This is a genomic window from Acinetobacter sp. YH01009, from assembly GCF_013420765.1.
Lineage (GTDB): Bacteria > Pseudomonadota > Gammaproteobacteria > Pseudomonadales > Moraxellaceae > Acinetobacter > Acinetobacter amyesii.
This window is the reverse complement of the sequence record NZ_VOYE01000001.1, coordinates 255232-268285: the sequence shown is the minus strand read 5'-3', so window position 1 is coordinate 268285 and position 13054 is coordinate 255232. Positions and strand designations below refer to the sequence as shown.

The 13054-nt window shown below is 39.8% G+C and carries 15 protein-coding genes; 10 read left to right on the top strand and 5 right to left on the bottom strand.

Features of this window, described 5'->3' with window-relative positions:
- The first annotated feature begins 140 nt into the window (after positions 1-140).
- The 4 genes from FTT76_RS01305 to FTT76_RS01290 all read left to right on the top strand — a co-directional run bounded on the left by FTT76_RS01305 (position 141) and on the right by FTT76_RS01290 (position 2383).
- Positions 141-437 (top strand): hypothetical protein, encoded by a 297-nt coding sequence (locus tag FTT76_RS01305; RefSeq protein ID WP_078192186.1) that lies wholly within the window; start codon positions 141-143, stop codon positions 435-437.
- Positions 438-800: 363 nt separating this feature from the next.
- Positions 801-1412 carry a DedA family protein gene (locus tag FTT76_RS01300; RefSeq protein ID WP_168378111.1) on the top strand — a complete coding sequence of 204 codons (612 nt, stop codon included), beginning with the start codon at positions 801-803 and terminating at the stop codon, positions 1410-1412.
- 20 nt (positions 1413-1432) lie between these two features.
- On the top strand, positions 1433-1843 hold the full coding sequence (locus FTT76_RS01295; RefSeq protein WP_180007585.1) for an ABZJ_00895 family protein: 411 nt from the start codon (positions 1433-1435) through the stop codon (positions 1841-1843).
- Between the two features lie 123 nt (positions 1844-1966).
- A complete protein-coding gene (locus FTT76_RS01290) occupies positions 1967-2383 on the top strand; it encodes an ABZJ_00895 family protein (protein WP_180007584.1) in 417 nt (138 codons plus the stop codon).
- Positions 2384-2463: 80 nt separating this feature from the next.
- On the opposite strand, the gene FTT76_RS01285 is transcribed toward FTT76_RS01290, so the two are convergent.
- Together FTT76_RS01285 and FTT76_RS01280 are read right to left on the bottom strand one after the other, a co-directional pair.
- Complete coding sequence (locus FTT76_RS01285) at positions 2464-2988, bottom strand: YecA family protein (RefSeq protein ID WP_078191372.1); 525 nt, start codon at positions 2986-2988, stop codon at positions 2464-2466.
- A 67-nt stretch (positions 2989-3055) separates the two neighbouring features.
- Complete coding sequence (locus FTT76_RS01280) at positions 3056-3265, bottom strand: PA3496 family putative envelope integrity protein (RefSeq protein WP_078191373.1); 210 nt, start codon at positions 3263-3265, stop codon at positions 3056-3058.
- 399 nt (positions 3266-3664) lie between these two features.
- Here FTT76_RS01280 and rpoD point away from each other — a divergent pair, with 399 nt between their 5' ends.
- The 6 genes from rpoD to FTT76_RS01250 all read left to right on the top strand — a co-directional run bounded on the left by rpoD (position 3665) and on the right by FTT76_RS01250 (position 10246).
- A complete protein-coding gene (rpoD, locus tag FTT76_RS01275) occupies positions 3665-5554 on the top strand; it encodes an RNA polymerase sigma factor RpoD (protein WP_078192191.1) in 1890 nt (629 codons plus the stop codon).
- A 127-nt stretch (positions 5555-5681) separates the two neighbouring features.
- Complete coding sequence (locus tag FTT76_RS01270) at positions 5682-5969, top strand: YbeD family protein (RefSeq protein ID WP_078191448.1); 288 nt, start codon at positions 5682-5684, stop codon at positions 5967-5969.
- Positions 5970-6125: 156 nt separating this feature from the next.
- Positions 6126-6785: a lipoyl(octanoyl) transferase LipB gene (gene lipB / locus FTT76_RS01265; RefSeq protein ID WP_180007583.1), complete on the top strand. Its 660-nt coding sequence runs from the start codon at positions 6126-6128 to the stop codon at positions 6783-6785.
- A gap of 76 nt (positions 6786-6861) precedes the next feature.
- Positions 6862-7395, top strand: a complete 534-nt coding sequence (locus FTT76_RS01260; RefSeq protein ID WP_180007582.1) for a hypothetical protein — start codon at positions 6862-6864, stop codon at positions 7393-7395.
- Between the two features lie 3 nt (positions 7396-7398).
- Complete coding sequence (locus FTT76_RS01255; protein ID WP_111885299.1) at positions 7399-8583, top strand: iron-containing alcohol dehydrogenase; 1185 nt, start codon at positions 7399-7401, stop codon at positions 8581-8583.
- 265 nt (positions 8584-8848) lie between these two features.
- A complete protein-coding gene (locus FTT76_RS01250) occupies positions 8849-10246 on the top strand; it encodes an APC family permease (protein WP_180007581.1) in 1398 nt (465 codons plus the stop codon).
- Positions 10247-10307: 61 nt separating this feature from the next.
- Here the strand turns inward: FTT76_RS01250 and FTT76_RS01245 are convergent, their stop codons facing one another.
- The 3 genes from FTT76_RS01245 to FTT76_RS01235 form a co-directional block, all read right to left on the bottom strand.
- The gene (locus tag FTT76_RS01245) at positions 10308-10946 is read right to left on the bottom strand and encodes a hypothetical protein (protein WP_180007580.1); all 639 of its coding nucleotides are present in this window, start codon (positions 10944-10946) and stop codon (positions 10308-10310) included.
- Positions 10924-11736, bottom strand: a complete 813-nt coding sequence (locus tag FTT76_RS01240; protein WP_180007579.1) for a DUF6502 family protein — start codon at positions 11734-11736, stop codon at positions 10924-10926. The genes FTT76_RS01245 and FTT76_RS01240 overlap by 23 nt, the downstream gene beginning before the upstream one ends.
- Positions 11737-11802: 66 nt before the next feature.
- Positions 11803-12999, bottom strand: a complete 1197-nt coding sequence (locus FTT76_RS01235) for a cupin-like domain-containing protein (protein WP_180007578.1) — start codon at positions 12997-12999, stop codon at positions 11803-11805.
- Positions 13000-13054 lie beyond the last annotated feature (55 nt).

Here is a 13054-nt window from a genome sequence, read left to right as displayed (position 1 = left end):
TACGCATTCTAAACAATGACTTAATTTTTTTGACAAAATAACTATATCTGGTTATTTACGAGAATCAGTTCGCGCATTTATGCTTATTCTGATCAATTGATCCGAGAAAATCATTATAGATAATTGAAAAGGAAAGCATTATGCCAAAATTAATCAACTCTCCAATTGCAACCTCAAGGCGCCTTGCTTTACCCGCTCCCCGTGTAAAAGAAAGTGTAGGAGAATTAAAACACCTCCTTAACCAACAGTCGCATATTTTGATAGTCAGTATTGCTACATGCATTGGTGCAATTTTTGCCTTATTTATTGCTTATACATTGCACTTACAACCCACTATGCTCAACATTCTTGGACTTTGTGTGATTCCATTTGCTTTATCTCTGAGCTTACGCCAAGTCTATATTCACACACTATTAAATATGGAACATGATGATTAATTTATGCACCTTGCAACGCTACTTATTGCAACCTAGTCCTACGCTGTTCAGTATATAAAACAATTTTTTAAAGCTGCTAAAGCTCCGACATCAAAATAAAATCCAAACTGAACAGCGTACACTCTTTACTTTAAAAACTATGATCTAAGCCTTTCAATTATTCAGTCTTATATCATTCAGCATTGCTTAATGCCATCGCGTATTCATACTTTTCCTTCTAATTCAGCCTACGTGCTACTTAATACAAGATGAACTCAATATTTGTTGTTTTACTTAGGTGGTTTCAGGAATATTTAAAACGGAACTTTACCCACTGCGCTTTTCAACATAGGATAAATACACCTTTTCTCTGCCTTAGCTACCATGACTTTAACTGAATGGATCATTTCAATCATGGAACAATTGGGTTATCTCGGTATTGCCCTACTCATGTTCCTTGACAATGTCTTCCCCCCAATCCCCTCTGAAATCATCATGCCCTCGGCTGGCTATTCTGCCTCCCAAGGTCAACTACTGCTCATTGGTGTCATTATTTCAGGTTGTGTCGGCTCTTTACTGGCGGCTGCATTGCTATATTGGATTGGTTATAAATTTAAGCATGAATCCATCTTTCACTTCGTCGATCGCTATGGAAAGTATTTATTTATCAAATCGGCAGATGTAAAAAAATCTCTAGCATGGTTTGAGCAATACGGTCACCGCATTGTATTTTTTGGCCGGATGATTCCAGCTGTGCGTTCTCTCATTAGTATTCCTGCGGGAATGAGCCGCATGCCATTTTGGAAGTTCATGTTTTATAGTGGTTTAGGCACGATTATTTGGACCACTTTTTTAGCTTGTATGGGTTTTTATTTAGGTGAAAATCAACAGTTAATGCAGCAAATATTTAGTAAAGTTGGCCATGTGATTATTCTGATCACAGTCATCATTATTAGTTGGATTTTGTACCGTCGACATAAACGTCGACCTCGTTAATTTTTTGTTTTGGGGCTTAAATGAAACACTATCTCCTACACTTTGCTGCTGTTTATAGCATCGCCTTGGTGCTTTTGATTACCGTATTAATTTTTGGATTAAATCTAGGTGTTATTACATTAATTCCTACATTGGTGGCATGTGCATTAATCAGCGTTGGGCATTTTGTAAAGAAAGAACAACGCGTGCCTAGCAACCATGAAAAGATTCAACTGGTTTGGGGCTCCAGTGCCGTTGCAATCATCATTGGTAGCTTTTTTGTGCTGTTCTTGGTGCTAATGAATCCCAATGCCGAAAGCATTATGAAGTCTGTAGATAATGCAGGCATTGGGCTAACTGCTGTAGTTATGCTCTGCATGGTCGCCATTCATGGCACGATATTTCATATTGCCTACGGTTGGTATGCAGACTACTGCGCTAAAAAATTATAAATTTTTTTAATTTATTCCGTTAGAATTTGAATCAATACCCTTCACTGAAACTTAAAATTCAGTGAAGAAACTTCGGGCAAGCTATACTCGCTCTTTATAAAACGAAAACATGAACATTAAATAATGAAAAAATACATCATCACATTTAGCATTGCTTATGCCCTCGCCATGGTCGCTGTCGCAGCCATAGAGTCTTTCTTTGATTTACCCGGTGGTTCATCCATTACCTGTCTCATCGTGGGCGGTTTTGCTGCGGCATCCAGCTTTGTTAAAGACCATCAGCGAGTGCCAGATAAGTTAGAAAAGCGAACTTTGATTTGGAGCTGTATTTTAGCGTCGGTTCTCATCAGTGTCGTTGCTACAGTCATTTGTCTCTTGATCTTCCCAGAAACCCAAGCCTTTATTCAAATGGTGCTAACGCAATTACCCGCTTGGGTCTGGCTGCTTGCTATCAGCTTTACGCTACTTATCCATTATCTCGTGTTGGCTTTATCTTTTGGATGGATGGCGAAAAGCTTTTTAAAAGCCAAACGTAGTTAAGCATTAAGATTAATTTTGAACTGAAAAAGTTCAGCGCTAAAAAAAGCACCCCAAGGTGCTTTTTTTAAATTTCATCGAAATTAATTTGGTGTGTGATACATCAAATATAATTCGTTCAAATTGGTTGGGATTTCTTCTGCAAGTTCATCCATCAACTGACCATTGCGACGGAAAGATTCCATTTGTGGATCTTCTTCATCAATGCCGCTGAACACCATGATTGGCAAAGTTAAATCTACCAATTGTTCTTCAAACTCGTCGGTGAACCATGCATCTTCGTTTAGGAACATGGCATCAACGAAGCCAACACTCCAGTCACCAAGACTTGATTCAACATCGGCTTCTTCAATTTCAAATGGAAATTCAATACCATCTTCATTGGCAAGATTCTGACGAATCGATTCGAGCCATGCTTTTACTTGTGCAATAATTTCAGCAGGTACTTTTTTCTGATTGTTATCAAAAAGTTCGTCTAGCCATTTATCAAAAGCTGGGCCTACTGCAATTGCACATAAAAAACCATGAGTCGCTGCAAAATCTAGACCATGCTCGTTGTCATCGCCGTCTAGATAGTCACTCAAAAGGTCTAAATCTAAAGCACTCATTTCAAATCCAGAGTTAGAAACTTAATGCGTAAGCATAGCATTTTCAAGCGCTATGCTAAATCGCTATTTAGTCTTCTTCGTCATCAAAATCATCGTCATCGTCGATGTCGTAATCAAAATCTTTAAGCTCACGTTCAAGACGGCGCTGAGCCAGAAGGTCATCAATAAGTCGGCGCTTTTCTAACGATTCTTTCGCGCTAGTTTTTGCACTGGCCTCATCGAAATTCACATCATCATCACCGTAGTTATCATCTAGTTCAAAATCTGTAGAAGACACCAAAACTACCTCATAATGAAAAAAATTGAAGGGGTCTAGCCGCTATTTATATGGGATATAAAATATTGTCAAGTTTTATTTGTTTTTTTAACAACTAAACTTTAAAAATAGGTCTTTTTTTCTTACCAAAACCTGTGGCATGATATAATCCACCCTGCGTCCTTCATTTTTATGACAGTCAAAGATGACTCGTAAAATAATCGATGCATGGGATGAACTTGAAAACAACAATTTCAGCCCCACCTAAATTACTGAATTTAAATTTTTAATATCTCATTGGACAGCTTGATGCTGTACCGTCCTAATGGGATAAGCCAGCTATTAACAAGATTTAATGAGACGATCGTGCTAAAATGCACGGTTTTTTACTGCCACAGATTCAACGAAGAGTAAGCAAAGATGAGCGATATGACTTCCCCTACTTCTCAAGTAGCGGCTCTGATTAGCCGAGGCAAAGAGCAAGGTTACCTAACTTTCGCCGAGGTTAACGATCATCTCCCGGACTCAATCACTGAAAGTGAACAGATTGAAGACATCATTCAGATGTTGAATGACGTGGGTATTCCGGTACATGATCGTGCACCAGAAACTGACGATACAATGTTTGAAGGTGGCAGCGAAGCGACTGACGAAGTTGCTGAAGAAGAAGCCGCTGCTGTACTTGCATCTGTTGAAAATGAACCCGGTCGTACCACTGACCCTGTGCGTATGTATATGCGCGAAATGGGTACAGTTGAGCTTTTGACACGTGAAGGCGAAATTAGCATTGCAAAACGCATCGAAGAAGGTATTCGTGACGTTTTACATTCTATTGCTTATTGGCCAAATGCAGTCGAAGTTGTACTGCAAGAATACAAAGATTATGAAGCGGGTGAACGCCGTCTAGCGGATATTCTTTCTGGTTATTTAGATCCAGAATCTGACGAAGCCATCCCAGAAGTGATCGATGAAGATGATTCTGAGATCGATGAAGATGAAGCGTCAACCAACAAGCCAACTAAAGATGTCAAACTTGATGATGACGATGAAGAAGAAGAGTCTGAAGGTGATGATGATTCTGAAGGCGAATCTGGTCCAGATCCTGAAATTGCTAAAGCACGTTTCACTGAGCTTGAACAAGCATGGTTAGTCACTAAAGCTGCAATTGAAAAACATGGGCGTAACAGTAAAGAAGCTGCTGCTGCACTTGAAGCACTTGCAACTGTGTTCATGATGTTCAAATTCACGCCACGTTTATTCGACATCATCTCTGATTTGATTCGTAATACCCATGACCAAATCCGTACTTCTGAACGTGAAGTTATGCGCTATGCAGTACGTCGTGGTCGTATGGACCGTACTCAATTCCGTACGTCTTTCCCAGGTCAAGAATCTAACTTTGCTTGGTTAGATGAACAAATTGCTAAAGCACCTGCAGAAATGAAAGGCTATCTTGAAAAAGTCCGCCCTGACGTTCTTGCATTCCAACAAAAAATCGCTGACATCGAAAAAGAACTTGGCTTAGATGTTAAAGGCATCAAAGACATTTCTAAACGTATGTCAATTGGTGAAGCAAAAGCTCGCCGTGCGAAAAAGGAAATGGTTGAAGCCAACTTACGTTTGGTAATTTCGATTGCGAAAAAATACACCAACCGTGGTTTGCAATTCCTCGACTTGATCCAAGAAGGTAACATCGGCTTGATGAAAGCGGTGGATAAATTCGAATATCGTCGTGGTTATAAGTTCTCTACTTATGCAACTTGGTGGATTCGTCAGGCGATTACACGTTCGATTGCCGACCAAGCACGTACTATTCGTATTCCAGTACACATGATCGAAACCATTAACAAGATCAACCGTGTATCTCGCCAACTTCTTCAAGAAATGGGTCGTGAACCGACACCTGAAGAATTAGGTGAACGTCTAGAAATGGACGAAGTGAAAGTTCGTAAAGTGCTTAAAATCGCGAAAGAACCAATTTCAATGGAAACACCAATTGGTGATGATGAAGATTCCCATCTTGGTGACTTCATTGAAGACGGCAACATCACCTCTCCGATTGATGCTGCAACGTCTGAAGGCTTAAAAGAAGCAACACGTGAAGTTCTTGAAAACTTGACTGAACGTGAAGCAAAAGTCTTGAAAATGCGTTTTGGTATCGATATGCCAACAGACCATACTCTAGAAGAAGTTGGTAAGCAGTTTGACGTAACACGTGAACGTATTCGTCAGATTGAAGCGAAAGCTTTACGTAAACTTCGCCATCCATCACGTTCAGAGCATTTGCGTTCATTCCTTGAGAATGACTAACCTATAACTAGGACAATGCAGGCTTGAATATGGGGTTTTCTGCCCCATATTATGAGCATGTAGCAAATGATTCCAAATACCTGCTCATTGCAGGTATTTTTAAATAATGAGGTGTCCCATGACTGATATGACTAATCGCGCTCCTTCACGTGAATTGCAAGAGCATCTTTGGGTCTTCCCTATGGACTACCCAATTAAATTGATTGGTAATGCAGGTGAAGAACTTCGCCTAGCAGTGAATGAAATTTTTGTTAAACATTTTCCTGATTTTGATGGCAGCAAAATGACGGTGACGCCATCTCGCACAGGTAAATATCATTCAATTACTGCTCAATTACGTTTCGAAGAGTTAGAACAAGTACATGCGGTCTATGCGGATTTAGCAGCTTGTAAACACATTCGTACTGCGCTGTAATTCTGTTGATGCAATTAAAAAAGCACGCTTTAGAGCGTGTTTTTTTATGTCTAAATACAATAGTGATCCCTTCAAGTATTCAGTATTTAACCCCCTTTTGTACGCTTAATTCATTATAATCCATACATAACTTTGATAGAAAAGGACACGAAATACGTGACTGAAACTGTTCAAAAACCCGAATTAATTATTCGTCAATATAACCACCTGACCCCTTATGCAGACCGCTTTTTAGAGATGAAAACACTCACTGAACAGCGCGATGAAAACACCCCTGATGAACTGTGGATATTACAGCATCCCGACGTATTAACTCAGGGGCAAGCTGGTAAGCCTGAACATATTTTGGTGCAAAGTAACATCCCTGTGGTACAAACAGACCGTGGTGGACAAGTCACTTGGCATGGGCCGGGTCAATTGGTGGCTTATTTCATGTTTGACCTAAACCGTTTGGGCTGGAATGTTCGTACACTGGTTTCGTATGCCGAAACCCTCATGATCGATTTGCTGAACAAATATGATATTCAAGCTTATGCCAAGCCTGATGCGCCGGGTGTTTATGTCAATGAACGAAAGATTGGTTCATTGGGCTTTAAAATTCGTAAAGGCCGCTCATATCATGGTTTAGCACTGAATATTGATTGCGATTTATTTGGTTTCCATACCATTAATCCATGTGGCTATGCAGGATTGGAAATGGTGCGCATACAAGATTTAGTACAGGATTACCCTAAATTTGAAAACTTATGCGTCGATATCATTGATACTTTGAAAAACAGTGGTTACTTTAAAGACGTAACAGTCAAACAACTATAAAAGACTTTGCTTTCTCAAATAAAATAATTTAGAGTAAAAGCTCTAAATTTAATAATTATAGATAAGGGATGTACACGTGATTGCAACTAAATCCGTTAAACCCGCGCTCCAGCAGGCCTATGTCAAACTCATGATGGATGTGATTGGTAGAGGTCTGGTCATGGCGAGCCAGGTCGATGAAGAAATTAAACAAGAAGTTTCTAAATTTCCAGTTAATTTTATTTTATCTATGAACGTTTTTCCTAATGGTGCTGCATTTGTCGCGCAAGTCACGGAAGACCACCAACTCAAACTCCTCACACCCGGCACTCAAAAGCCGGACTTAACCATTACGTTTAAGCATTTGAGTCATGCCTTTTTGGTCTTCTCATTTCAAGAAAGTACCGCACAAGCCTTTGCCAATGACCGCATGATAGCCGATGGTGATTTGTCTTATGCGATCCGACTGGTGCGTTGTCTCAACAAAATGGAAGCATTAATTTTACCTAAATTGGTGGCTGAATTGGCTGTCAAAGAATATCCAACACATTTAAGCCTAAAAGAAAAACTCAGTGGTGCTGCAAATATTTATTTAAAAGTAGCCCAGTCTTATTTAAAACGGAGCGCATAACACATGGCTAAACCATATTACGAATTTTTCTGTCCTGTAAAAGTGATTGCTGGCCATGCTGCTTTAGAACACATCCCATTTGAACTGTCTACGTTGGGTGCTAAACGCCCCATGATCATTACCGACAAAGGCGTTCGCAGTAACCAATTACTTGCACCGATTGAAGCGGCATTTGAAAGTACCGAGACGGTAATTGGCTATATATTTGATGATGTACCGCCAGACTCAAGTTTAGAAACCGTACGTAAAGCGGCTCAACTTTACCGCGACAACCAATGTGATGCCATTATTGCAGTCGGTGGCGGTTCAGTCATTGATACCTCTAAGGCAACCAATATCTTGGTGTCTGAAGGTGGCGATGACTTACTGAAATACTCAGGTGCGCACAACTTACCAAAACCGTTAAAACCATTTTTTGTGATTCCAACAACCTCGGGTACAGGTTCAGAAGTGACTATGGTCGCTGTGGTTTCTGACCCTGAAAAGAATGTAAAAATGGCCTTTGCATCGAATTATTTGATGCCACATGCGGCAATTCTTGACCCACGTATGACGCAAACTTTGCCACCCCATCTTACGGCGATGACAGCGATGGATGCGATGACGCATGCCATTGAAGCCTATACGTGCATGGCGGCGAACCCGATTTCAGATGCCTATGCAACTGCCGCAATCAAGAAAATTAGCAATAGCTTATTTGGTGTATTAGATAATACCAGCGATGCACATGGTCGCTTAGAACTTGCACAAGCTTCTACGATGGCAGGAATTGCATTTTCGAATTCGATGGTTGGATTAGTGCATTCATTAGGTCATGCACTGGGTGCAGTCGCTCACCTGCCCCACGGCTTATGCATGAACTTATTCCTGCCGTATGTGTTGGAATACAACAAAGAAGTAAATGGCGATAAGATTGCTGAATTGCTATTACCACTGGCTGGCCCTGATATTTATGCACAAACGCCGGCCAACCTCCGCGCTGAAAAAGCCATTTCAACACTTTTAGCCATGCGTGACCGCTTGTTTAGTTTGACCAAATTACCTCGTACTTTGAGTGAAACTGGCAAGGTGACAGAAGCTCAATTAGATGAAGTGGCAGAGAAAGCACTGAATGATGGATCGATTATTTATAATCCTAAAGAAGCCAGCTTAGAAGACCTCAAAACTATTCTAAAAAAAGCTTGGTAATTGCTGAAAAATAAGCGAATATAGCGAAAAATTAAGCCTGATGTTTTTTTAAACATCGGGCTTTTCACTTGCAGAACACAATATCAGTTATTTTTTAATCAAACTGGCATAATTTCTGCTAAAAATAATTTCAAAGTTACTGACAAAATGTACCAATTTGGAGTAGATTGGCGCACTTTTGTTTTAAAACGTAGGGGGGATCGTTCGTCTCAAACGATCCTTAGAATATGACTGATCCTTGATCAACGATAAGAGGATAACGCCGTTGACAAATATCTCTGGGACTCAATCGGCAGCTAAACTGCAAAAAACGCTTGGACTCTGGCACATTATTATTATTGGTTTGGCTTATATTCAGCCGATGACCTTGTTCGATACCTTCGGTCTAGTTTCTGAAGAAAGTCATCGACACGTGCCGACATCTTACATTATTGCCCTGATTGCAATTTTGTTTACCTCTATCAGTTATGGACATATGATCCGTCGCTATCCATCATCGGGTTCGGCGTATACCTATGCTCAAAAATCCATTCACCCGAACGTTGGTTTCATGGTGGGCTGGTCATCATGGCTAGATTACCTGCTGTCTCCAATGGTGAATATTATTCTTGCAGTGATTTACCTTGAAGCACTATTTCCAACAGTAAACCACTGGGTATGGGTCATTGTGCTAACGGCATTCATGACTGGAATTAACTTACGCGGCGCACGTTTTGTTGCTAACTTTAACAGCCTGATTGTACTTGTGCAGTTATTAGTAATTGGTATTTTCACGTGGATGGTCTACAGCAAGCTTCAAATGGGCTTCAATGCTGATGGCCCGATTTCTGCGGCAGAACGCTACCAATTATGGAGCCTTGAGCCATTCTGGAATGAGCTGACGTCTGTGGGTGCGCTGATTACAGGTGCAACATTACTGTGCTTCTCGTTCACTGGTTTTGACTCATTAAGTTCATTGGCAGAAGAAACAAAAGATACTGAGAAAACACTGCCGAAAGCGATTTTCTTAACTGCTTTAATCGCAGGGATTATCTTCATTATTAGTACCTACTTCATGCAGCTGTTCTTCCCTGCTGAGCCGGGTAACTATTTCAAGAATATTGCTGAAACACAGCCAGAGATACTCTTGCTCGTCGGCGGCTCACTGTTCCAATCCTATGTTTTAACTTTTGCGATTGTGACAGTAATGGCATCAGGTATTTCTGCACATGCCGGTGTATCACGTCTGATGTACGTAATGGGGCGTGATGGCGTCATTAACAAGAAGATCTTTGGTCATATTAGTCCGAAAAACTTCACACCATCGTACAACATCATGATTGTAGGTGCGGTTGCATTAACTGCGGGCTTTATGGATCTTGATATTGTCATTTCGATGATTAGTTTTGGTGCATTGACAGCCTTTACTTTCGTGAACTTATCTGTGATTTCACGTTATGCACTTCGTGATGGCCGCACAAAAACAGCCAAAGATATTTTTAGCTTTGTCGTTATTCCAATGCTTGGCTTTATCAGTATCTTTGCGATGTGGTTAGAAATTGAAGAAACTGCTTTGAAATATGGTTTATGGTGGGCAATGTTCGGTATTTTATACCTTGGTTATAAAACTAAAGGTTTTAAACACCCAGCACCACAACATAACGAATTTGATGATAAATTCTAATCAAGTTTATCTCTAAACAAAAAAGGCGCTTAAAGCGCCTTTTTTGTTTTAAATATACCAATTAAGGTTGTATGAATTTTCTAGATTGCTGAAATTGAATTGAAATTTCTTCACACTTGTCTGGTGTATTGCCTTTTAATTCAACCGATGCTCCATCACCGTGTGACCATATACCATCTTCAACAGTCTCTAAATTTACAGCTGCTTCAAATATATGCTGTTGTTGTGGATAGAGTTTGATATCTATAGGTGTATCACATACTTGTTTTGGAAAATATGGTCTAACCTGCTCGAATAATTGCATGGTTAATGGCATATCACATTGCAAATGAATGGTGACTGGTACGCTATTGGTATTTTTTAAGATCAATTGAACATTTTGCGAATTAAGATCCGCTTGGGCAGCAGGTATTTCTACATACGTTTTTGTGTCAATCGACTGACGATCAAATGGATTGAGGAAGGCTAATTTACGTTCCACGCCATAACAAGAATCCTGCACGGAAGCTGAAAACTCTAAATATCGTGTCCCCAAGATAATTGTTCCGCGGCCATCCCCTGCATGACCGATATCAATGATTGGATCACCTGTACCTTCAATTGTAACCCCACCACTTCGAAAAAACTCTATGTCACAACCCGCTAAAACGCTGATCAAGCCACAAAGGGTTAAAGTCTTAAAATTTAATTTTCGCATCATGTTGATAAACTCCAAAGCGAAATGCACGATTTGCTTCAGGATTCCCGTCATCCATTGCGCAACGCTCCGCGGCAAGTTTTAAAAGTTGTAGTGAGTATTTCTGCCAAAGCTCTAAGCTCATTTCATGTAATTTATTAATCGATTCTTCTGTTAATTCGTCAGCACAAATGGCTTGTTCTAAGTAAGGTATTTCATCAGGATTCAATAAATTATGCAAACCCGCTTCTAAATGCGCTTGAACATTTCGTGTTAAAATTTTACGTGCTTCTAACTGCGAAGGATCTGGAATAAAACGACGTTGTTGTAAATACACCTGTCCATCTTTTTCAGTGGCAATTTCCAAACGAACAAGCTCATTGAGTACCGAACGTGGATGGCGCTCGGTGGAGATACGTTTCACTAACATTTCAAAACTATTTTCCGACTCACTACTAAAGGGCAATGAATCCCCCCAGCCTTCTGCAAGCCACAAACCAATCACACGTGATGGCACACTAATTGGCTCCGAAACAGTTGCTTCAGTCAGATCCTTACCCTCAGAAATCACTTCTTTATAAGCAGTCACGTCTTTACGGTGCAGGCCAGAAAGTAAACTGATCGCGGAAATCGTCGGTTTTTGATCGATACGCTCTAACTCTTGTACAGCTTGTTGGAAAAAAACCGGTTTCAATGCAGCAGTAAACTCGGTATATCCCACACCTGAGCGAATCAGCCATTGGCTCAGCTCATTCATCAGCACCAATACTTGCTGTAAATTTTGATCTGCCTCATTAGTGAGAAGTTTGCTCATTGAATTGCCATGAAAATTAGACTGCATAAGTGAAATTTTCGCATTGTTTAATCTACTTCACAATTTTTATCTGATGAGATCTTGAGGATATTCAGTAAAAAAATGATTATTTACATTAAAATGCGTAAAAGAAACACTGATCGAGATATCTAAACTTTCAACACTATGCCACCAACCAATTGGGATAAATAAGGTTTCCCCTGGTTGCAAAATGCACTCGAACGGTGTCACATTTTCTAACAGTGGATAGGCTACTAGATCAGCCTTTGCGACGTCTGAAACCTGACTGAATACCCAATGATCGTTATACATATACGGCATTTGCCATGCAGGAATCAAAGTCACTTTTTTACGTCCATAGATTTGTGCCAACATATTATTGGTTAAGTCATAATGCAGTGGTGTAAATGTGCCTGCAGGGCCAAACCATAAAAAATGTCGATCTTTGATCTCGTTTTGACAATAACCTTTGGCGAAGTCACCTAGATCCTCACTTATCTTTTGCATGAACTGCTTATTTTGAGCGGCGTTATTCGCAGTTAAATAAATGTCATTGCTACGCTTAGTGGCTTTGATTTGTGCGACAAAATCTTGCATCAAAATAATGCGTTTCAACTGTACCGATTTTTTTTCAAAATCTTGATACTGCTCACGATGCATCTGGACTTCAACCAACTCATTTTCAAAATGCTGTGCAAAATATTTAGGACTCCATTTATGCAATGCAGGCCAATGTTGTATCCCACCTTTTAAAATGACCGGCCGCATCTGGCTATAATACTGCTCTAGAAATGTTGCAAAATCAGGTGTTTCTATGCAATCGATTGTGGATGGACTGTGGTCGTTCAATTGATTCAATTGACCCATCACCTGTAATAACCAGCGCTGTTTATTCTGCTGTTGCTGTAGTTGCTTCAGTTTTTTTAAAATTACGTTATTGTTTACATGCTTTAAAAACTGAATGATCAAATGATTTGAAATATTTTTTTGCTTAATTTTTTCTAAAATTTCAACTGTCTCTAAGCTCTCAAGACTGTAGTCCAAAAGTTCATTTTGCAGCTGTTCTGAAAGTTGTTCATCTTCAGAAAATAAGTATTGATCCACCCTTGGGCTTAATCCATGTGATTGTAAAATTAGACTTATTTTCTGTACATCGCAACCATTTTCAATATTTTCATTCAACCAATTTTGCCATTCCGTCGGTAAGGACTGATACCAATTTTTACTTTGCTTTAGATGTTCACTCTGGCTTTCTACATTCATTTTCACCACTCCACCCTCTTTACAAGTGAAGTATAAATGATCTATTTTTAAAATG